General features: G+C 67.9%; 21 protein-coding genes. 14 read left to right on the top strand and 7 right to left on the bottom strand.

Annotation, left to right across the window (positions count from 1 at the left end; all coding sequences use genetic code 11):
- Genes I004_RS0104640 through I004_RS0104600 form a run of 9 tightly spaced genes read left to right on the top strand, consistent with a single transcriptional unit; the run spans position 1 to position 9,285 of the window.
- Positions 1 to 828, top strand: coding sequence for an ABC transporter permease (locus tag I004_RS0104640; protein WP_028434514.1), 828 nt, complete (start codon positions 1 to 3; stop codon positions 826 to 828).
- A gap of 3 nt (positions 829 to 831) precedes the next feature.
- On the top strand, positions 832 to 2,118 hold the full coding sequence (locus I004_RS0104635; RefSeq protein WP_486579737.1) for an MCE family protein: 1,287 nt from the start codon (positions 832 to 834) through the stop codon (positions 2,116 to 2,118).
- Complete coding sequence (locus I004_RS0104630) at positions 2,115 to 3,143, top strand: MlaD family protein (RefSeq protein ID WP_028434512.1); 1,029 nt, start codon at positions 2,115 to 2,117, stop codon at positions 3,141 to 3,143. Before I004_RS0104635 ends, I004_RS0104630 begins: the two co-directional genes overlap by 4 nt.
- Complete coding sequence (locus tag I004_RS0104625) at positions 3,140 to 4,147, top strand: MCE family protein (RefSeq protein WP_028434511.1); 1,008 nt, start codon at positions 3,140 to 3,142, stop codon at positions 4,145 to 4,147. Before I004_RS0104630 ends, I004_RS0104625 begins: the two co-directional genes overlap by 4 nt.
- On the top strand, positions 4,144 to 5,286 hold the full coding sequence (locus I004_RS0104620) for an MCE family protein (RefSeq protein WP_028434510.1): 1,143 nt from the start codon (positions 4,144 to 4,146) through the stop codon (positions 5,284 to 5,286). The genes I004_RS0104625 and I004_RS0104620 overlap by 4 nt, the downstream gene beginning before the upstream one ends.
- Positions 5,283 to 6,662, top strand: a complete 1,380-nt coding sequence (locus tag I004_RS0104615; protein WP_078510824.1) for an MCE family protein — start codon at positions 5,283 to 5,285, stop codon at positions 6,660 to 6,662. The genes I004_RS0104620 and I004_RS0104615 overlap by 4 nt, the downstream gene beginning before the upstream one ends.
- Complete coding sequence (locus I004_RS0104610) at positions 6,659 to 7,936, top strand: MlaD family protein (protein ID WP_028434508.1); 1,278 nt, start codon at positions 6,659 to 6,661, stop codon at positions 7,934 to 7,936. The genes I004_RS0104615 and I004_RS0104610 overlap by 4 nt, the downstream gene beginning before the upstream one ends.
- Positions 7,909 to 8,487, top strand: a complete 579-nt coding sequence (locus tag I004_RS0104605) for a hypothetical protein (protein ID WP_486579736.1) — start codon at positions 7,909 to 7,911, stop codon at positions 8,485 to 8,487. The genes I004_RS0104610 and I004_RS0104605 overlap by 28 nt, the downstream gene beginning before the upstream one ends.
- A 57-nt stretch (positions 8,488 to 8,544) precedes the next feature.
- Complete coding sequence (locus I004_RS0104600) at positions 8,545 to 9,285, top strand: hypothetical protein (RefSeq protein ID WP_051344706.1); 741 nt, start codon at positions 8,545 to 8,547, stop codon at positions 9,283 to 9,285.
- 65 nt (positions 9,286 to 9,350) lie between these two features.
- Here the strand turns inward: I004_RS0104600 and I004_RS40155 are convergent, their stop codons facing one another.
- From I004_RS40155 to I004_RS0104585, 3 genes are all read right to left on the bottom strand, one after another.
- Positions 9,351 to 9,647, bottom strand: coding sequence for a DUF429 domain-containing protein (locus I004_RS40155; protein WP_078510823.1), 297 nt, complete (start codon positions 9,645 to 9,647; stop codon positions 9,351 to 9,353).
- 46 nt (positions 9,648 to 9,693) lie between these two features.
- Positions 9,694 to 11,409: an alkaline phosphatase D family protein gene (locus I004_RS32225; RefSeq protein WP_078510822.1), complete on the bottom strand. Its 1,716-nt coding sequence runs from the start codon at positions 11,407 to 11,409 to the stop codon at positions 9,694 to 9,696.
- Between the two features lie 339 nt (positions 11,410 to 11,748).
- Positions 11,749 to 12,147, bottom strand: a complete 399-nt coding sequence (locus tag I004_RS0104585; RefSeq protein WP_028434504.1) for a DUF5997 family protein — start codon at positions 12,145 to 12,147, stop codon at positions 11,749 to 11,751.
- Positions 12,148 to 12,205: 58 nt separating this feature from the next.
- Between I004_RS0104585 and I004_RS0104580 the strand changes: the two genes are divergently transcribed.
- Positions 12,206 to 12,949, top strand: coding sequence for a LysR family transcriptional regulator substrate-binding protein (locus I004_RS0104580; RefSeq protein ID WP_028434503.1), 744 nt, complete (start codon positions 12,206 to 12,208; stop codon positions 12,947 to 12,949).
- A gap of 41 nt (positions 12,950 to 12,990) precedes the next feature.
- Here the strand turns inward: I004_RS0104580 and I004_RS0104575 are convergent, their stop codons facing one another.
- From I004_RS0104575 to I004_RS0104560, 4 genes are all read right to left on the bottom strand, one after another.
- Positions 12,991 to 14,112 (bottom strand): M20/M25/M40 family metallo-hydrolase, encoded by a 1,122-nt coding sequence (locus I004_RS0104575; protein WP_028434502.1) that lies wholly within the window; start codon positions 14,110 to 14,112, stop codon positions 12,991 to 12,993.
- Positions 14,109 to 15,425 (bottom strand): MFS transporter, encoded by a 1,317-nt coding sequence (locus I004_RS0104570; protein ID WP_028434501.1) that lies wholly within the window; start codon positions 15,423 to 15,425, stop codon positions 14,109 to 14,111. Before I004_RS0104570 ends, I004_RS0104575 begins: the two co-directional genes overlap by 4 nt.
- 278 nt (positions 15,426 to 15,703) lie before the next feature.
- Positions 15,704 to 15,862, bottom strand: a complete 159-nt coding sequence (locus I004_RS39380; RefSeq protein WP_158677001.1) for a hypothetical protein — start codon at positions 15,860 to 15,862, stop codon at positions 15,704 to 15,706.
- A gap of 463 nt (positions 15,863 to 16,325) precedes the next feature.
- Complete coding sequence (locus I004_RS0104560) at positions 16,326 to 17,807, bottom strand: hypothetical protein (RefSeq protein ID WP_028434500.1); 1,482 nt, start codon at positions 17,805 to 17,807, stop codon at positions 16,326 to 16,328.
- A 210-nt stretch (positions 17,808 to 18,017) separates the two neighbouring features.
- Here I004_RS0104560 and I004_RS0104555 point away from each other — a divergent pair, with 210 nt between their 5' ends.
- From I004_RS0104555 to I004_RS32215, 4 genes are all read left to right on the top strand, one after another.
- The gene (locus I004_RS0104555) at positions 18,018 to 18,668 is read left to right on the top strand and encodes a DUF305 domain-containing protein (RefSeq protein ID WP_028434499.1); all 651 of its coding nucleotides are present in this window, start codon (positions 18,018 to 18,020) and stop codon (positions 18,666 to 18,668) included.
- 329 nt (positions 18,669 to 18,997) lie between these two features.
- On the top strand, positions 18,998 to 19,282 hold the full coding sequence (locus tag I004_RS0104550; protein WP_028434498.1) for a hypothetical protein: 285 nt from the start codon (positions 18,998 to 19,000) through the stop codon (positions 19,280 to 19,282).
- Positions 19,185 to 19,793 carry an ATP-binding protein gene (locus I004_RS32220; RefSeq protein ID WP_486579735.1) on the top strand — a complete coding sequence of 203 codons (609 nt, stop codon included), beginning with the start codon at positions 19,185 to 19,187 and terminating at the stop codon, positions 19,791 to 19,793. Before I004_RS0104550 ends, I004_RS32220 begins: the two co-directional genes overlap by 98 nt.
- Before the next feature lie 428 nt (positions 19,794 to 20,221).
- Complete coding sequence (locus tag I004_RS32215; RefSeq protein ID WP_051344705.1) at positions 20,222 to 21,223, top strand: AraC family transcriptional regulator; 1,002 nt, start codon at positions 20,222 to 20,224, stop codon at positions 21,221 to 21,223.
- Positions 21,224 to 21,269: the final 46 nt, after the last annotated feature.

Raw genomic sequence — 21,269 nt, 5'->3', positions numbered from 1 at the left:
ATGACTCTGCCGGATCGTCTCATCAAGCGCCCGCTGGGCTCCCTCGAGGAGCTCGGCACCCAACTGTCGTTCTATGGACGCTCGCTCGCCTGGACCGGCCGCACGCTGCGCCGCTACAAGAAAGAGGTGCTGCGCCTGCTGGCCGAGGTGAGCTTCGGCCGCGGAGCGCTCGCGGTCGTCGGCGGCACCGTCGGCGTCATCGCCTTCCTCACCTTCTTCACGGGCACCGAGGTGGGCCTTCAGGGGTACGCGGCGCTCAACCAGCTGGGCACCTCCAACTTCGTGGCGTTCCTGTCGGCCTACTTCAACACCCGTGAGATCGCCCCGCTCGTCTCCGGCCTCGCCCTGTCCGCGACGGTCGGCGCCGGCTTCACCGCTCAACTCGGCGCGATGCGGATCAGCGAGGAGATCGACGCCCTCCAGGTGATGGGGATACCTTCGCTGCCCTTCCTGGTCACCACGCGGATGATCGCCGGGTTCGTCGCGGTGATCCCCCTCTACGTGGTCGGGCTGCTCTCCTCCTACCTCGCCGCCCGGACCATCACCACCGGCTACTACGGGCAGTCGGCGGGCACTTACGACCACTACTTCCAGCAGTACCTGCCGCCGGTCGACGTCCTGTGGTCGTTCGGCAAGGTCATCTGCTTCGCCGTCGTGATCATCCTGGTCCACTGCTACTACGGCTACTACGCGAAGGGCGGCCCCGCGGGCGTCGGCGTCGCGGTCGGCCGTGCGGTACGCACGTCGATCGTCGCCATCAACATCCTCGACTTCTTCCTCAGCCTCGCCGTCTGGGGCGCCACCACGACCGTGAGGATCGCGGGGTAGCCCATGTCTGTCTCCATGAACCCGAGGACCGGGCGGCTCGCTCCCAGCACCAGACTGCGGCTGACCGGCGTCGTCTTCCTCGTCGTCCTCGGACTGATGCTCGCGCTGACCGTCGCCGTCTACCGGCAGGTGTTCACCCCCGTCGTGCGGATCACGCTGGAGGCGGACACCGTCGGAAACCAGCTGGATCCCTCCGCCGACGTCAAGCTGCGCGGGCTCATCGTCGGCCAGGTACGCGAGGTACGGGCCGACGGTGAGAAGGCGACGCTCGACATCGCACTCCAGCCGGAACGCACCGCGCTCATCCCCGCCGACGTCACCGCCAGGCTGCTGCCCAAGACGCTGTTCGGCGAGAAGTTCGTGGACCTCGTCGTCGCCGACGGGTCGTCGGCGCGCCCCATACGGGCCGGAGATGTGATCACCCAGGACCGCACCAGGGCCGGCATCGAGCTGCAGAAGCTGATGAACGACCTGCTGCCGCTGCTGCGCACGGTCCAGCCGGCGAAGCTGAACGCCACGCTCTCCGCCTTCTCCGTGGCGCTCGAGGGCCGAGGCGAGGCGATCGGCGCCAACCTCACGCGGCTGGAGCGCTATCTGCGCCGGCTCAACCCCCACATGCCCGCACTGCACAAGGACATCTCCCGGCTTGCCGATGTCGCGGAGACCTACGGTGACGCCGCTCCCGACCTGCTTCGGGTCCTGCGCAACTCCGTGACCACGAGCCGGACGGTGGTGCACAAGAAGGAAGCGCTGAAGTCGGTACTGACCGGAACCACGACCTTCGCGGACACCGGTGAGCGGTTCCTCGATGACAATGCCGACCGGCTCATCACACTGAACAAGGTCTCCCGGCCGACCCTCGCCCTCCTCGCGCGCTACTCGCCCGAATACCCCTGCCTGCTCGAAGGCCTGGCGAAGTCGGAACCGCTCGCCGAGCAGATGTTCGCGGGCGGCAAGATGCACATCACCCTCGAGCTCACCCTTCCCCGCCCCGCGTACCGCCCGGGCGAGGAACCGCGCTATGCCGACCGCTCCGGCCCTCACTGCTTCGGCCTGCCCGACCCGCCCAAGCCCGCGCCGCCGCTCAAGCTGAACGACGGTACGTCGAGCTCCGGTTCCGGCGGTACGCCCCTGACCTCCGGAAACGCGGTGTCGGGTACGCCCGCCGAGCAGCATCTCGTCAACTCGCTGGTGGCTCCCGTGATGGGCGTCCCGGCTGACGAGGTGCCCGGGGTGGCGACCCTGCTCTTCGGGCCCATGGCCCGCGGAACGGCGGTGAGCGTCGCATGAGAGCGAGGGAGACGACCGCGCCGCTGGTCAAGTTCAGCATCTTCGCCGTGGTGACGGTGCTCGCGACCACGCTGCTCGCCGCCACCATTGTCAAGATCCGGTTCACCCCCACGGACACGTACACGGCCATATTCAGCGACGTCACGAGTCTGGAGGTGGGTGACGACATCCGGGTGGCCGGCGTACGGGTGGGCGAGGTCGAGGAGATCCGGATCAAGGACCGGACGCTGGCCGAGGTCACCTTCACCGCATCCCGGGACCGGCCGCTCCTGACCGGCACCGGCGCGGTCATCCGCTACCGCAGCCTGGTCGGGCAGCGCTACATCGCCCTCACCGAGGGCGCGGGCGACGGATCACGACTGCCGGCGGGCGGGCAGATCCCGCTCTCCCGTACGCAGCCCGCACTCGACCTGAACGCTCTGCTCAACGGGTTCAAGCCGCTGTTCGCCGCGTTGTCCCCGAAGGACGTGAACCAGCTCGCAACGGAGATCATCAGGACGTTCCAGGGCGAGGGCGGCACGGTCAACAGCCTGCTCGCCCACACAGCTTCACTGACCACGACCCTTGCCGACCGCGACAAGCTGATCGGCTCCGTCATCGGCAATCTCAACACCGTGCTCGGGTCCCTGGACAAGCGCAGCGCCCGCTTCTCCGGGCTCCTGACGCAGCTGCAGCGGGTGATCTCCGGTCTGTCCGCGGACCGCAAGTCGATCGGCGACTCGCTCGCCGGCATGAACGACCTGACGGGCGCCACAGCGGGACTGCTGAAGGACAGCCGCCCGGCACTGAAGTCCGACATCGCCGGGCTGTCGGAGCTCTCCGGAACGCTCAACGACAACGAGAAGACTGTTGAGGGTGTCCTGAAGCGGCTGCCGCGCAAGCTCAACAAGCTGACCGGGACGGCCTCCTACGGCTCCTGGTTCAACTTCTACCTCTGTGACTTCGACGGGCGGGTCGTACTGCCGAAGACCGGCAAGATCCTCACCCCGGAGATGCACGTCGCCAAGGCGAGGTGCGGCCGGTGATCTCCTTCCGTGAGCGCAACCCCGTGGTGATCGGCGCGGCCGGACTCACCACCATCGCCCTGTTGATGGCCGCGGCGTTCAACGCGCAGGACCTTCCGCTGATCGGCGGCGGCGACGAGTACTCCGCGGCGTTCTCCGAGGCGGGCGGCCTCAAGTCCGGTGACGAGGTCCGGATCGCCGGGGTGAAGGTCGGCAAGGTCGACGAGGTCGGGCTGGCCGGCGACCACGTCAAGGTGACCTTCCGGGTCAAGGGCGATCCGCGATTCGGCACCCGGTCGGGGGCCTCGATCCGGGTCAAGACGATCCTCGGTGCCAAGTACCTCTCCCTGGAGCCGGAAGGGCCGGGGCAGTTGGAGGCCGGCAGTGAGATCCCGCTGAAGCGCACGGTCGCCGCCTACGACGTGGTGCAGGCGTTCAGTGACCTCACCACGACCTCGGAAAAGATCGACACGAAGCGGCTGGCCAGAGCGATGGACACCGTTTCGAGGACGTTCAAGGACTCCCCGGCCGAGGTCAAGGCGTCGATCAGCGGCCTGTCCCGGCTCTCGAGGACCGTGGCGAAGCGCGATCAGGAACTGCGGCAGTTGCTCAGCCATGCCAACGGCGTGACCGGTGTGCTCTCCGACCGGTCGAGCACTCTGATCAAGCTGATCAAGGACGGCGACAAGCTGTTCAAGGAGATCAACAACCGGCGGGTCATCATCCGGTCTCTGCTGAAGAACGCGGCCGCGCTCGGCGTTCAGCTCTCCGGCCTGGTCGATGACAACCGCAAGCAGATCGGACCGGCGCTCAAGCGACTCAACAAGGTGGTCGACCTCCTGGAGCGCAACGAGGGGAGCCTCAACCGCAGCGTCGAACTCCTCGCCCCGTTCTCCCGGGTCTTCACCAACACCCTCGGCAACGGCCGGTGGTTCGACAGCTACATCCAGAACCTGGTCGCCCCCGTGCCCGCGGTCCCCCGAGTCTCGGGATCCGCGAAGACACCTTCGGAGGTGGCCCGATGATCAGGCGACACGCCCGTTGGGCCGCGCTCGTTGTCGCGCTGGTGCTCGTCGCCGGACTCACCGTCCTGCTCTGGCCACGGTCACGGCCTGTTCAGGTCACCGCGTACTTCCCCCGCAGCGTCGGCGTCTACCCCGGATCGGACGTACGTGTGCTGGGCGTGAGGATCGGCGAGGTCAAGAAGGTCGTCCCGCAGGGCCGGCGGGTCCGTGTGGAGCTGGAGTACGAGGCGGACCGCAAGGTCCCAGCCGATGCCAGGGCCGCGATCGTCAACTCCTCGGTGGTCAGCGACCGTTACCTCCAGCTGCTGCCCGTCTATCGCGAGGGCCCGGCGATGCAGAACGGCGCCGTCATCCCGCAGAGCCGGACGGCGGCCCCCGTCGAGCTGGACCGGATCTTCGACAGTCTCCACACCACGTCAGAGGCGCTCGGCCCTCGCGGGGCGAACAAGGACGGCTCGCTGTCCAGGCTGCTCGGCGTCAGCGCGGACAACCTGGACGGCCAGGGCAGGAGACTGCACACCACCGTCAAGGACCTGTCCACGGCGGTCACGACCCTCTCCGACGGCAGGCGGGACCTGTTCGGGACGGTACGGAACCTGCAGGTGTTCACGGCCGCGCTCGCCGCGGACGACGACAACGTGAGGTCGTTCAACGACAGCCTCGCCAAGGTCGCCGAGCAACTCGCGGGAGAACGAAGGGACCTCGCGGCGGCGACGAAGCACCTGTCCATCGCGCTCACGGACGTGTCCGGCTTCGTGCACCAGAACAAGAACTCCCTCACCTCCAATGTGAAGGGCCTCAGCAGGACGACCCGCGTGCTGGTCAAACAGCGTGCCGCACTGGAGGAGTTGCTCGACGTGGCACCGGCCGGACTGGGAAACCTGCAGAACGCCTACAACCCGGAATCCGGCACGCTGGACACCCGCAACAACGCCGAACAGCTGCAGGACCCCGGGTCCGTGCTGTGCTCCGTGCTCAGGACGGCCGACGAGAAGACCGACTGCGACAAGCTGCGGAAAGCCTTCAAGTCGCTGCCCGAACTGCCGGAGGCCGACGCGCTCACCGGGGCCGTGGGACCGGCCGGCGGCGCCCCGTCCATGGACCGGACCCTCGGCGGAATTCTGGGGGCGCGGGCATGAACTCCTCCGGCACCATCTCTTCCCGACGCGGCAGAACCGGGGCGCTCCGCGGTCGGCTGATCCTGTGGGCAGCCGTCTCATCAGTGCTGCTGTCCGGCTGTGAATTCGGCGGGCTGCAGGACGTCCAACTGCCGGGCGGCGCCGCCTCGGACGGCAAGGCATACCACGTCACCGTCGAGTTCGACGATGTCCTCGACCTGGTGCCGCAGTCGGCCGTCAAGGTCAACAACGTCACCGTGGGGGCCGTCGAGAAGGTGGAACTGCAGGGCTGGCGCGCCCGGGTGCGGCTGCGTGTCGCCGACTCGGCGAAGCTGCCGGCCAACGCCGTGGCCGACCTTCGCCAGACGAGCATCCTCGGCGAGAAGTACGTCTCGCTCGCCAAGCCGACGGATGTCCGCCCGGCGGGGACACTCGTGGACGGCGACAGGATTCCGCTGTCCCGCAGCAACCGCAACGCGGAGATCGAAGAGGTGCTCTCCGCGTTGTCGGCCCTGCTCAACGGCGGCGGAGTGGCTCAGCTCCACACGATCACCGAGGAGCTCAACCACACGCTCAAGGGCCGCGAGTCCCGGGTGAAGGCGCTGCTGTCGCGGCTGGACACCTTCATCGGGGGTCTCGACAAGCAGCGCTCCGAGATCGTCCGGGCGATGAAGGGGATCGACCGGCTCAGCGCGAGACTCGCCAAGCAGCGCAAACACGTCGAGGACGCGGTCGACACCATGCCGCCCGCCCTGAAGGTCCTCGCCGACCAGCGCCGCAATCTCGCAGCGATGCTGAAGTCGCTGTCGAAGCTCGGCAAGGTCGGCAGCAGGGTCATCAAGGCATCGCGGGACGACGTCGTCGCCAACCTGAAGCACCTCACGCCGATTCTCAGCCGGCTGAACGAGGCCGGTGACGACCTGCCCAACGCGCTGGAATTGATGACCACTTACCCCTTCCCGCGCAATGTCGTCGATGCCATCAAGGGCGACTACGTCAATCTGAAGGTCACCGCGGACCTGGACCCGGGCAGCCTCTACCGCAACGTCGCCCCCGGAGGACCCAAGAGTCCCGGGAAGCCCGGCCCCAGCCTCCCCGATGTCCCCGACATCCCCGGGGTGCCGGACCTCGATGTGCCGGGCGCACCCGACCTCCCGGACACGGGGGAGCCGTGCGTACCGGGCCTCAACTGCGCTGATGAACCGGAAGAAGGCGGCTCGTCCGGAGAATCGGGAGGGTCCGGAGGATCCGGTGGCGGTGGCGCACTCTGCCCGCCCCTGTGCACCAGCAGCTACGCGTCGTACGGCGGCGGAAGCAGTGGCAGCGGCGGCTCGACCCAGCGCCACGGCGTCGACGTCGCTCTCGCCGAGCTCATGACGAGGGGGGTGGGGCCGTGATCGCCCGGTCGGTCAAGGTTCAGCTGATGGCCTTCGGCGTCGTCACCGCGTTCGGTGTGTCCTACGTCGCTGTCCAGTACACCGGTCTGGCGGATCGCATCCTGGACCGTGGATATACCGTGCAGGCCCAATTCACCGACTCCGGCGGCATCTTCTCCGGTGCCGAGGTGACGTACCGCGGGGTGCCGGTGGGCCGAGTCGGCGACCTGCGACTCACCAGCGGTGGCGTTTCGGCGGCGCTGGACATCAAGGACGGTGGACGCATCCCGTCCGACACGCTGGCCGTTGTGGCGACACGCTCAGCGGTGGGAGAGCAGTACGTGGACCTTCAGCCCCGTACAGGCAGCGGCCCCTACCTGCGGGACGGCAGCACGATCGCGCGCCGCGACACCCGCACGCCGCTGCCGACGACGAAGCTCATATCCAGCCTCGACCGGCTGGTCGGTTCCGTCGGCAAGAAGGATCTGAAGACGACCGTCGACGAACTGGGCGACGCGTTCGCCGGCACCGGCCCGCAGCTGACCAGGCTGGTCGACTCGGGTAACGCCCTGGTGAACTCGGCGAGCGACTCACTTCCGCAGACCATCTCCTTGATCGACGACTCCCAGAAGGTCCTCAAGACGCAGGCGGACAAGGGTTCGGCGATCAAGTCGTTCTCCCGCGACCTGTCGGCACTCACCGGGCAACTCAAGAAGAGCGACGGCGACATCCGCCGGCTCATCGACGGCGGGGCTTCCGCCGCCCCCGAGTTGGACGGACTGCTGAAGGCCAATCGCTCCGCTGTGCCTCTCCTGTTGGGGAATCTGATCAGCGGGGGCCAGATCACCGAGGCCCGTCTTCCAGGTGTGGAACAGGCGCTGGTCACCTTCCCCGCCGCCGTCGCCGGCAGTTTCACCGTGCTGCCGGGAGATGGCACCGCCCACTTCGGCCTGGTGGTCAACGCCGATGATCCGCCGCCGTGCCGCCAGGGCTACGACACCCAGCGGCGTGCACCCGAGGACACCCGCGATCGGGAGGCGAACACCGACGCCCGCTGCACGGCTCCGCGGGGCAGCAAGACCTCGGTCCGGGGTGCGCAGAACGCTCCCCGGGGGGAGCGGACCGCGGCACCGGGCGTTGCCGGCGGAGCCGCGTACCTCTCTCCCTACGACCCGGCCACCGGCATCGCCGACGGCCCTGGCGGGACGCCCGTCGAGATCGGCTCGACGGGCGGCGAACAGACCGTGTTCGGAAAGGAGTCGTGGCGATGGCTGCTGGTTGGACCCATGGCATGACCGTTCTCTCCCGGGTCCTCGCCCGGGTTGCCGGTGCGTCGCGTCGCCTCTGGCGAGCGGTGAGCTCACCGACCCATGGCAAGGCGCTGACCGGGGGACTCGCAGTCGCGGTCGTCCTGCTGTTGGCCTCTTCCGGCTACCTCGCCGTGCAGACCTACCAGCGGGGTCAGGAAGAACAGCGCCGCCAGGACATCCTGGCCTCGGCCCGGCAGACGGCGCTCAACTTCACGTCTCTCGACTACCGGCACTACGACCGGGACAGCGAGAACGTACTGAAGGGCGCCACCGGCGAATTCAAGCGTCAATTCAGAGCACAGACGAAGGAATTGACGAAACTGGTCGCCGCCAACCAGTCGGTCTCCCAGGGACGAGTGATCGAGGCGGGGATCGCCAGGGCCGACAGGCGGTCCGCCCGGGTGCTGATCGTGGCCGACAGCAAGGTGACCAACACCGCTGTCAAACAGGGCCAGGCCCGCAACTACCGGCTGCAGCTCGACCTCGTGCTCGAGGACGGGCGATGGAAGACCTCCGATGTCGAATTCGTCGGCTGATCTCCGCACATCCGAGTGCGCTCGGCACGCAACCCGCAACGCAAGTCAGGGAGACTCATGGTGGTGAATCCGACGGTTCGAACACGTGGGGGCGCAGGCACCGCGTCCCGGCCGCGCTCCGTGGCGGTGGCCGCACGCGCCGCAGCCAAGCGGGCTGAGAAGGCGCAGGGGCCGGATTCGGCCGGACCCGAGAAGGCCGGGGGATCCGGGTTCGACGGGGAGAAGAGGCCGACGGCGCCAGAGGGGAAGGGCACCGGCAAGGAGCCGGTGGGAACCGCCGTCAGGCGGCGGCCGAAGCGGTCCCAAGTCGTCGGTGCCGTGCTCTCGTTCCTCGTCCTGGTGGGCTTGGTCGCCACCTCCCTGCTGGTGCCCGAGTACTACGGTGCGGAACGGACCCGGCAGGCGCGAACCGATGCCTTGGCCACGGCTCAGAAGTCGGCACCGGTGATCCTCTCGTACGACTACCGGCGCCTGGACCGGGACTTCGCGGCAGCGAGCGCCCGTCTCACGGGTTCGTTCCGCGAGAAGTACCGGAAGACGACCTCGACGGTGGTCATGCCAACGGCCAAGAAATACCGGGCAGTTGTCAAAGCCGCGGTGGCGAAGCCCCCGTCCGGAAAGGCTCCGGCGGCATCAGTGGTGTCCGCGTCACCGGACCGCGTCGTCGTGCTCCTGTTCATGAACCAGGTTTCCAACAGCACCCGGGTCTCGGGCCCGCGGCTCGATCTCAACCGGGTGCGGATGACGCTCGTCCGGGTGTCGGACGGCTGGAAGGTGAGTGCCGTCGACGCGCTGTAGCGGGTTGCCCCGCTGAGACGTCGCCTCTCCGGCGCTGAGACGTGAGGACCGCGGATCTCCTGATCTCAGTACCGGATCGCAATCCGACGCCTGTGACGGTCGAGTTGTGGCGGGTCGGGCGAAGCGACCGCCCGTCCCTGGGCGATGCGATGCGCGCTCCACGCCGCGGCCGCCGCATCCAGGACGTCGTCGGGTGATGCTTGACCGGCCTCGCCCAGGTCGTCGGGGAGGACGGCACCGCCCGTCCGGAGCAGGGCGCGCCGGGTCATCTGGCCGGCCCAGCTTGTCTTCCTGTGGGGAAGCGGCGTCTTCCCGTTCAGCGCCCTGGACCTCCCATGTCCCCAATTCGGTGGACTTGCCAAGCTGTTGACGCCCCGGCCGCCCCGGCCGCCCCGGCCGACCCGGTCTCTATGTGCGCACGGGCGCGTCCGCCTCTTCCGGCCGCTGCGTGCCGGAGAGGGTGCGGTAAGAGCGGCGGATCTCGGCGGTCGCGTCGCGGTCCGTCTTGTCGGAGAGGACGAAGTAATCCATCTGGACGCGCTCGGCGTCGACGTCGAGGACTCCGTATCCGTGGGAGTCCGTGTCGAGCCAGCGCACATGGGGGTTGCTCCGTCGGATCGCGGTCGTCGCCTTCAAGGAGACCTCGACGGAAGGGGCAAGCGAGATGTCGTCGAGGTTCGGGGAGGTGACAGACGCGACGACGAACTCCGTCGCCACCGGCGCCGCCCGCGAGGACAAGGCAGCCTGCACCTGCACGTTGTTGACGAAGGCCATGTGGATGTCGCCGGAGAGAAACACCGTGTTGGCGATCCGGTTGTCGCGGAGGTGGGTCAGCAGTTCCCGGCGGTCGTCCGTGTAGCCGTCCCACTGGTCAAGAGTGAGTGCCAAGCCCAGCAGCCTTGCCAGGGACCTGCGCGTATCGGCGGGCACGGCGTCGAAGACGAACGGCGCGATCATGACCGAGGTGCCGACCATCCGCCACCGGGCCGTGGACCTGGACAGTCCGGCCTTCAGCCAGTCCAGTTGCGCGCGTCCCGTGATGGTGCGGTCGGGGTCCTCGCTGACGTGGCGGCCAAAGGTGCGAGGCGGCTGATGGTCGCGGAAGGAACGCAGGTCGAGCAGGTGCAGGTCGGCGAGTTGGCCGAACCGGAAACTGCGGTACGTGGTGCCTTCGGTGGAGGGACGCACCGGCATCCACTCGAAGTACGCCTGTTTCGCGGCCCGTACGCGTCCCGCCCAGTCTCCTTCTTCCCCTGGGCCTGCCGACCCGGGAGGTGCCCCCACCGCGGACGTGTGGTTCTCGGCGCCTCCGGACCAGGCGTTGTTGGCGAACTCGTGGTCGTCCCACATGGCGACCACGGGGTGGGCGGCGTGTATGGCCTGAAGATCGGGATCGAGCTTGTAGTGGGCGTGCCGGACGCGGTAGTCGGCGAGGCTGACGGCCTCGTGCTCGGGCTGGACCTTGCGGACGATCCTTCCCGCCGCGGGGTACTCGCCTGATGCGGACTCGTAGATGTAGTCGCCGAGATGAAGCACCGCGTGCAAGTCCGTACGGTCGGCCAGGTGCCGGTAAGCGGCGAAGTAGCCGGCCTCGTAGTGCGAGCACGAGACCACGCCGAAACGGAGGTGGCCGACCACGGCGTTCTTGGCGCTGGTCGTACGCGTGCGGCCGGCGGGGGAGCGCACCGGGCCGGCGCTGAAGCGGAACCAGTAGGCCGTGTCGGGGCGCAGTCCGCGTACGTCGGCCTTGACGGTGTGGTCGGCGGCGGCATGGGTCTTTGCCGTACCCCGGGCGACGACGGTGGTGAACTCCTCGTCCTCCGCGACTTCCCAGGTCACCTCGACCGGTGCCCCCTTGCCGGAACCGGGTACCGCCTCGCGGGAGGGAGTGACTCGGGTCCACAGCAGGACGCCTTCGGGAAGGGGGTCACCGGAGGCGACGCCGTGCAGGAAGGCGGGACCTTCGCTGGATTGTGCGCTGAGCAGACCGCCGCTGAGCGGCAGCAGAACCGCGGATGCAGCGGTACCCACAGCGACGGTGCGGCGCCCGAGGTGGCGAGCGGGTCTGCTTTCGGGAGCGGGGTCCTGGGGTGTGGCCCGGCCATTGGTCACGGCACTGGACATTACCCTCGTGAAGCCGTGAATCCGGCACCATCCGACGCCGATTTGCCCGCACGGGAATCCGAGGTTGCCTCGAATTCCAGAACGGCCGATCGGACGTATCCTCGCGACCGACCTGCGCGTCGTTCAGTTGCCCCAGGCAGGTCAGGGTCCGGCTGAACTACCCCGCCGAGTGTCGTGCCGAATCGCGACGGAAAGTCATTCGGAAATGTGAAACCCAGCATCACTGGCCGCAGCGGCACAGGCGGCGCGGGTCACGGGGTACCGGGGCGCATCCATGAATTCCGCGCGGCCGGGGCCCCGGTGCGTTATTCAAGACAAGGGGCCCAGCGGTCGGGGCGCTTATTCGCCTCGTTCCGCCTGCTGCTTCGCCCTGTTCCTCTCCTTGATGCGCGCCCCTTCCTTCCGGACCTCGGCCTGGGTGGCGCGTTCCTGCGTCAGCCACTCGGGGAGTTCCTTCTTCAGCGCGTCGATCTGCTCGGTGGTGAGGGGTTCGGTGACTCCACCACGCGCGAGACCTGAGATGGAGACGCCCAGCTTCGCCGCTACGACCGGGCGGGGGTGCGGCCCGTTGCGGCGAAGTTCCACCAGCCACTCCGGCGGATCGGCTAGCAGCGCGTTCAGCTCGCTGCGCGAGACGACGCCCTCCTGGAACTCGGGGGGCGTGGCCTCGAGGTACACACCCAGTTTCTTCGCCGCGGTCGCTGGCTTCATGGTCTGGGTGTTCTGGCGGGACGTCATGATGTCCAGGGTATCGAGTGCGTGTCGGGCCTCGGACCACGGCCGGTACGCTGGCCGCGTGACCAGCTCCGACGCATCCCCTTCGTTCCGGGTCGCTTACGTACCGGGCGTGACGCCGACCAAGTGGGTGCGCATCTGGAACGAGCGGCTGCCCGACATTCCGCTGACCCTCGTAGCGGTGAGCGCCGCCGAAGCATCGGACGTGCTGCGGGACGGCAGCGCTGACGCGGGCTTCGTGCGGCTGCCGGTCGACCGTACGTACTTCAGCGCAATCCCCCTCTACACCGAGACGACGGTGGTCGTTGTCCCGAAGGACCACGACGTGACGGTGGCCGATGAGCTGACGATCGAGGATCTGGCCGACGACATCGTGCTGCATCCCCTTGACGACACCCTCGAGTGGGAGCGTCTGCCGGGTCGGCCGGCGCTCGAGCGGCCCGCCACGACAGCGGATGCGGTCGAACTGGTGGCGGCCGGAGTGGGCCTGCTCGTCGTCCCGCAGTCGCTCGCCCGATTGCATCACCGCAGGGACCTCACCTACCGGCCGCTCACGGACGCCCCGCAGTCACGCGTCGCCCTGTCGTGGCCGGAGGAAATGACCACCGACATGGTGGAGGACTTCATCGGGATCGTCCGGGGGCGGACCGTCAACAGCACCCGGGGGCGCGCAGCCACCCCGGCGCAGCCCAAGCGCGCCTCCACAGGAGGAGCACGGGGCACGTCCGCGGGAAGGAACCCACGCCGCCAGGGAAGCGGAAGCCCTCGGGGCGGCAAGCGCCGCGGGCCTCGCCGCCGGTCATAGCCTCGGCGCTGTGCGCCTGGATCTCGTAGCCGGGCGCGTGGTCAGCCGCTGCGGCACCACCGGTCGAACAGCTGGCGGTAGACCTCCACGGAGGCCTCGACCTTGGACGCCGAGCACCACTCGTCGACAACGTGGCACTGGTCGGGCTCGCCCGGCCCGAGCACGACGGTCGGAACCGGGGAGCCGTCCTCCGACGGTGACAGCAGCCGCGCCAGCACCGACGCGTCCGTGAAGTACCGGGCGGGGGACTGGGGTTCGTCCTCTTCGCCGGCGGCAGCCAAAGCCTCACGCACGAGTCCGACGAACGGATCGTTCACACCGGTGTCGACGACGGGCAGCACCACGTGGTCCTCGACGCCTACGCCGTCACCGCCCAGCGCCGCGACGACGGAGCGCACGTCGTCGCCCTCCACACCCGGGACGGTGCGGACGTCGAGGAGCATCTCCGCGAAGTCGGGCACGACGTTGGGCTGGACGCCGCCGCGCAGCAGGCCCACATTCGCGGTTACCGGGCCGAACGTCGCATGGGACGGCCAGGCATCGTGGTCGTGCAGCGCGCTGGCCGCACGGGCCAGCCGCACGACGGCGTTGTCGCCGAGATGGGGCGCGGACCCGTGCGCCGCGCGCCCCTTGGCGGTCAGACGCATCCAGTGCGCGCCCTTGTGACCGAGGGTGAGGCGGTTGGCCGTCGGCTCGGCCACGAGCAACGGACCCCCGGGCGCGACCGACGACCGCCGGAGACTGAGGGCCCCGGTGCAGCCGGTCTCCTCTCCCGCGGTCAGAACCAGTTGCAGGCCGTGGCACTGATGCGGCTGCGCGGCGTGGTCGACGGCCGCGACGACGGCGGCGGCCACCCCCGCTTTCATGTCGCTGGTGCCGCGCCCGACGACGCGGTCCCCGTCCCGTTCCGCGGCCCACGGGTCGACGGTCCACTGCGCCGGGTCCGCCGGCACCGTGTCGAGGTGCCCGGTCACCGTCAGCGGGGCGGAGCCCGATCCGGTGCGGGCGACGAGTTGCTCGCGCCCCTCCTCCCAACCCGGCGTGGACACCTCGAAGCCGTTATCGCGCAACGAGTCGGCGCACAGCGCTGCCAGTACGCCTTCGCCGGACGCCACCGTCCGCCCCCGCACCAGCTCCGTGAGGAGGTCCAGGACAGGGGTCACTTGAGCTCCTCGTGCGCGGTCTCGCGCAGTGTGAAGATCGTCAGGAACGCGATGACCGCGCCGACCGTGACGTAGACGAAGAACAGGTCGGGGTGGCCTGCGTTGGCCATGGAGGTGATCACCAGGGGTGCCGTTCCGCCGAATATCGCGACCGTGATGTTGTACCAGGCTCCGATGCCCACGCCGCGCAGTTCGGTCGGGAACAGCTCGCTCATGATGGCCGGAGCGATGGAGGACATCAGTGCGTACAGGCCGAGGCCCGTGCAGAAGACCACCAGCAGCTGCGGCAGCCCGGCCTCGGGGGTGATGAGCTTGGACAGCGGGATCATGAGGGCGGCGAGCGCCGCGGACCAGAACAGCAGCTGCGGCCTGCGTCCGAACCGGTCCGACAGCTTGCCGCACGGATACTGCAGCGCGATGAAGAGCGCCGTTCCGACCGAGAGTGCGATGAACACGTCGTTGTCGTCGACCTTTTGGGACTCCACGGCGTACGGAGTGAGCGCGCTGAAGAACACGTAGTAGTTGAGCGTGTTCAGCAGCGTGATGCCGACGAGCTGTCCCACCGCCTTGGGATGCCGCGTGATCGTGGTGAGCAGGGGCCGCTTCGTGCGCACGGCCTTGCCCTTGTTCTGCTCGAACTGCTCTGTCTCCGAGATGGTGCGCCGCAGGTACAGGCCGACGACGGCGAGAAGGCCGCCCACGATGAACGGGATGCGCCATCCGTAGTCGCGTAGCTGGTCGTCGGTGAGCGCGGACGAGAGGAAGGCTCCCAGCAGCGAGGCGAGAAGCAGCGCCGAGCCGGTCGAGATGTAGAAGAAGGACGAGTACCGGCCTCGGCGGCCCCGGGGGGCGATCTCGGCCAGGTACGCGGAGGCGTTGGAGACCTCACCGCCGAGCGACATGCCCTGGGATATGCGGGCCAGCAGGAGCAGGATCGGAGCCAGCCAGCCGACCTGCTCGTAGGTGGGCAGCAGTCCGATCGCGAGCGAGCCGCCGGCCATCATGACGATGGTCAAGATCATGGCTGCCTTGCGGCCGCGCACGTCGGCCAAGCGTCCCAGCAGCCACCCGCCGACGGGGCGGAAGAAGAAGGCGACGGCGTACGTCGCCGTCGTGTTCACCAGAGCGAGCTCGGGGTTGTCGGAGGGGAAGAACTGCGTCGCGAAGTAGATGAGGAATGTCGCATAAATGGTCCAGTCGTACCACTCGATGGCATTGCCGATACTGGCCGCGACGAGAGTCCTGACCGGCAGCTTGTGAGGGGCCGAGGTGTCGGCGGTGGTCGCCGCCGCGTCCTGCCTGTTGTCGCTCATTGGCGCTCCGTATGTGTGAGAGCCCCCGATAGATTGGACGAATGGCTGAGCCAAAGTAGCAGCGTCTGCACGTCCCGACCAGGGTGGAATCCCACTGTGGTGCTGTTCCAGGACCACATCTCTCAGGAGGGAGCCCTCAAGGGGCGTGGACGGGCCCGGCCTGCGGCTTCCAGGTAGGAAGCCAGGACTGCTGGAGCGTCCGGAACCGTCCGACGACAGCGAGCGGGACAACGAGGGCGCGGCAACAACGAGCCCCGCTCGCGTCCGTTGCCCTACCGTCATTCGTCGTCGTACACGTTCAGCTTGTCCTGCTTGGCGAAGAGGCCGGGAAGGTCCGTCGGACGGCCGCGAAGCTCGGCGTCGAGGAAGCCGATCGTCAACTCGCTGATGATCCGGTTGCCTTCGATACGCCCGAGGGTGCCGACCAGCGACGGCACCGGCGGCATCCACAGGGGCGCGTCGGTGAAGGCGACAACTCGCCTCCCTGCGCAAGCTGGTGTTCCACGTCGCCGGCCGGCGGCGTGTATGCATCGACCCAGGAGGCGGCACTGACCTGCTGCTTGACCCTCGTGACGTCACCTACCTGTGGGAAACCGCTGACGCGGCCCCGCGGGATTCGCGGAGACCGGGACCCGCTCACTCGCCGGGGGCGCGGAAGGGGACCTGCAATTGGGCCACGCGATGCGGACTGTGCCGGCCCACCCCTGGCGTCCGGGCTCACCTCGTGCTCCCGGACGTCGTCGGGAGCGTCGTCGTCGTCGCTGTCCCGCCGGGCGAGGGGCGCCCGGCGGGACAGCGACACGGGGGTCAGGCGGACCGGTCGACGTCGACCGATCGTGCCGGTGCCCATCAGCGGCGACAGGGGTCGCGCCGATCAACCTGACGGATCCTGCGACCCGTTCATCGGTACGTCGGCTGCGTCTGCACGTTGAGCTCGTCCACGCGCACGCGCTTGGCTCCGTTCGTCCGGGGGTCGTCGATGCGCAGCACGTCGAAGCCCTTCTCGATGTCGTTCGAGAAGATGTGGCCGTTGTAGTAGTACGCCGACCACGACCCGGCGACCTGGAGTGCGTCCGTGGAGAGCGGGCCGCGCTCGAAGTAGCCGATCTCCTTGGGTTTCCGGGAGTTGGTGAAGTCCCAGATGGAGACGCCACCCTGGTACCACGCCTGGACCATGATGTCGCGGCCCGGGGCGGGGATGAGCGAACCGTTGTGTGCGACGCAGTTCTCCGTGTCGGCCTGGTGCCGCGGAATCTTGAAGTAACTGCGGAACGCGAGCTGCCTCTTGTCGCCCTTGCCGACGATCTCGTAGATGCCGTCCGCGCCGCGGTTCGGGCCGATCGCCTCGTTGCAGGTCGGCGCACCGCCGCCGCCCAACTCGTCGGTGAAGACGACCTTGTTGCCGCGCTTGTTGAACGTCGCGGAGTGCCAGAAGGCAAAGTTGACGTTGTCCTGCACCTGGTCGATGACCCTTGGTTTCACCGGATCCGAGATGTCCATCAGGATGCCGTCACCCATGCAGGCACCCGCGGCCAGCTTCAGCTTCGGGTATGCGGTGATGTCGTGGCAGCCCGAGGTCGTGGACACGCCGGGGTTGGTCGGCCCGCCCGGATTCCCACCGTCCGGGAAGAGCGCCGGGAAGTTCACCACCGCAGCAGTCTCAGGCGCCGAGCGCGGCACCTTGATGACCGAGATCCCGTCGTGTGGCGGCCGGCAGTCCGGGAAGGCCTCACTCGGCGAGTAGGACGACACGTAGAGGTAGACGTTGCGCTTCTCCGGCACGAGGGTGTGCGTGTGAGAGCCGCAGGCGGTCTCGACGGCAGAGACATACTTCGGGTTCTTCTTGTCGCTGATGTCGAAGATCTTCATGCCCTCCCACGACGACTTCTCACTCGCGGGCTGGGTGGTGCTGTTGCAGGAGTTGTCGCTGCGCGAGGAGTCGGTGGACAGGAAGAGCAGGTCGCCGGAGACGGAGATGTCGTTCTGCGAGCCGGGGCAGAGCACCTGACTCACCGTTTTCGGGTCCGCCGGGTCGCTGATGTCGAAGATCCGGAAGCCGTCGTAGTTGCCGGCGAAGGCGTACCTGCCTTGGAAGGCGAGGTCCGAGTTGAGGCCCTTGAGCGCGTCCTTGGGAACGTTGGCCAGCTTCCTCACGTTCGCGCTGTGGGCTTCTTCGTCCACGCCCGGTATGGCGCCGTCCTTGATGGCTGCCTTGGCCTCGGCCTCCTCGCTCTTGCTCACCCGCGATTCGGCAGGTGAGCCCCCGGGGTCGGGTATCGCAGCCGCAGGCCCGGCCGCGAGGAACGAAGCGATCAGCCCGGATACGGCCGCTGCAACGATGAGACGTCTGCGTCGCTTGCGGACTTTGTGGAATGACGTCACGACCTACTCCTCTGTTCAGTTTCGGGGTGAACGGTTGGATCGCGCTCAGTATGACCACACTATGGGCGCAGTAGAAGATGAAACGACTTTGTAACGGGGAGTCACGCTGACAGGGCTGGCTGGTGTCGGCGCGTGACAGGTTCTTGTCGGTTCCAGGGCCCAGGAGGTCTCGTGCTCGACTGCAGTGCCACACCGCGTACACCCGCCTTCATGACCGCGACCAGGACCGTGATCGCAGCCGCGGCGGTCCTCGCTCTCGCGGGGTGCAGCTCCGACCCGGCGGCTGAGTCGGCCTCCGACAGAGCCTCGGTGGTGGCTCCGGGCAAGCCAGGGGAGGCGGCCAAGAGGCTGTCGGCTGAGGAGGCCCGGAAGTCCGTCGGGGACGACAGCCCCAACTCGGCGGACTTCGGCTACGTCCAGGGCATGATCAAGCATCACGGGCAGGCTCTGGTGATGACCTCACTCGCGCCGAAGCAGGGGGGCTCCGTCAAGGTGAAGCGGATCGCCGGCCGCATCGCTGCGGCGCAAGGGCCCGAAATCAAGACCATGCGCGCCTGGTTGAAGAAGCAGGGCGGCGATCAGAAGTCCGGCTCTCATGGCGGGCACGAGCACGGCAGCGCGCATGACCACGGGACGATGCCCGGCATGGCGACCGAACGGCAGCTCGATGAGCTGCGTGACGCCCGGGGCGAGGACTTCGACCGGCTCTTCCTGAAGTTGATGATCACCCATCACCAAGGAGCGGTCACCATGGCCACGGACGTCTCCATGGAGGGCCGCAACACTCTCGTCGGGGAGATGGCGAACGACGTGATCGCGCAGCAGACGAGCGAGATACATCGCATGCGGGGAATGCTGTAGCGATGGGGCAGTGGGTCACCCGCAGTGGCGCCCACCGCCGCCACCCGACCCCCCCCACGCCGTCGCCCAGCGCAAGGGGCTGGGCGATCGGACGGGCACGTCGCGGCCACCACACCCAGCTGCGTACTGGGAGAACTTTCTCTGCGTGTACGCAGAAGTGCGAGAGTCCGGTTCCGCTTTACCTTCCCGGTATCTGCTGCGCTGCAGGCGGCAGTGCGGGCAACTGAACCAGACTCATCCATGGAGCAATGGCCACAGGAAGGCCTCCGCGTCAGGATGCCCTTGTGCACCCGGCTGGTTGCTCCGCATCGACCCTCAAGGACACCGTGATGGCCGGCACTCTTCACGTACGCGCAGTCGACCGGTTCCCGCTCCAGCTCGGCACCCACCTGCCCGGCAGAGCCCACGGTGCGATGCTCTTCGGCAAGGACAACCGCGTTCCTGGTCGCGCTCTCGCCCGCGATGCGATGGGCGCCGATATCTGCAACTCCAGGCCCGAGACGGCACTCAGGACTGATGGGACGCGCCAGCTGTTGGATCCGTCCCGGTCCGTCGCTTCCCTGCTCACTCCCGTGCTGCAGCGCATCCATGATGACGACGATGCGCATGGCTGATCCCGGGATTCGCGCCGTGGCTTCTTTCCCTGATGCTCAACGACCGGCACAGCGCCGTGAGGCAGCCGCTGTGACCTTTCAGGCGGCGTTCCAGCTGCCGGCCCTCCACATTTTCGTCTCCGAGGCACGGCGGTGTGTCGTGGCGCGGTTGCGCGAGTGGGGTGCTCATGAAGACGTGTGCAGGGACGCGGAGTTAGTGATCTCCGAGCTCTTCACCAATGCCGTGCTCCACACCGACAGCGTGGAGATCGACTACGGACTGCGCGTGACGGGGATGCACCTGCGTGTCCAGGTCGCAGACGAAGGTTGCCGGTCGAAGGAACAGCGCCTGCGGTCTGCCGAGTCCGAAGAGGAGAACGGGCGCGGGCTGCTACTGGTCAAGGCCCTCTCGGAAACATGGGGAGTCCGAGCCTGTGAGGAGGGTCAAGGTAGCGTGACCTGGGCCGACCTCCCATACCGACCTGTGCCCGGACGGATCCCACAGCCCCAGACGGACCGTCACGCCAGATGAGGAAGCCGATCCCCCTGGCAAAGGAGCCACGTTCGGGTTGCTGAACTTCACCGCGCGGTGTCGCCGACAACGATGAAGCCTGCTTCGAGCTGGGGCAATCGTCGGCTGCGGTACGACGCCCCGACACACAAGGATCCTCAACAGCTGCCCGGTTGGTCATAGTTGCCTCTGTACGCAGCGTCCCCGCCAGGCCGGCTCCTTGCCTGGGCGAGACCTCGCGGCTCTCTCTGAAGGGAAGCCGGGCAGTGCGCAACTTGCTGTTCGAGCCCATGCACGGCCTTTCGGAGCCACTTCCGTGGGATTCGGCGGACACAAACGGAACGCAGCACTACGCTGCGGCTGTGTTTCGTGTCACGGCCCGCCAACCGGGCGCTGTGGCGAACACCCCTTCCATCACGAGGTCAACGGCAGTGAGGGAGCGATGAAGGGTGTTTGAGGGGACCCGAGGGACCTATGTGGTCAATTCGTCGTCGATCAGGGATGTGGCGCCCCGTGAGCGCGCCGACTTCTGGACCGATCACGTCTCGTCCGTCCACTGTCGGATGGACCTGAGATTCCCGCACGGCGACTCCTTCCGTGCCGGGACGATCCGCCAGCAAACGGATACCTATCAGCTCGCGAAGTGTTGGTCGGACAAGCTCGGATACCTCCGGACCCCGCAGCAGGTGCGTCAGCACCCGGACGAGGACTACCGGTTCGTGGTCATGCTCTCCGGAAGGGCTGTGCACCGTCAGGACGGCGAGGAAGCAGAGATGGTGCCCGGGACCGCGGGCCTGATCCCGGTGAACGGGTCGTACCAGACCATCTACGATCACTACGAGGGACTCAGCATGACCATCCCTGCTCACGAGGTGGACAGTCGGCTGAACCGGAAATCTCCGGTGACCGCGGGGCTGGACCTGGCATCGGGCCTGGGCCGCGTGGTGGGGGACATGGTGACCAGCCTGCACGAGGTACGGGACACTCTCACCACCAGCCAGTTCGATGCGGTGTCCGACCGGATCGTCGAGCTGTTGTGCATGCTGGTCGCGGGCGATGACCGCCCGGATGCGCCGGAACATCTGGCCGAGGTGGAGGCGATGGTGCGCCGCCATGTGCGTGAGCACGCCGGCGACCCGGGGCTCAACGGCGAGGTGATGGCACGCGCGTTGGGATGGTCACTGCGGCAGATCCAGCTGGCACTGCAGCGTGCCGGGACCACGCCCCGCGAGCTGATACGCGAAGAGCGCCTGAGGCTGATACGGGAACGCCTGCAGAACCCCGCCTATCAGCACGTGACCATCACGGACCTGGCGTACGCGTCGGGCTTCTCCTCTCCGAGCGCACTCAGCACCGCGTTCCGGAAGCGCTTCGGGATAAGCCCACGCGAAATGCGGCATGACGGGGACGCTGACACCGCAGACGCTCAAGGGCCGGGAGGATCGGGCTAGACGTGGGTCCTTCCTGGTGCGAAGTGGGCCGCGATTCACGGTGATC

Source organism: Streptomyces sp. TAA486 (assembly GCF_000426165.1).
This window is presented reverse-complemented; position numbering and strand designations above follow the sequence as displayed.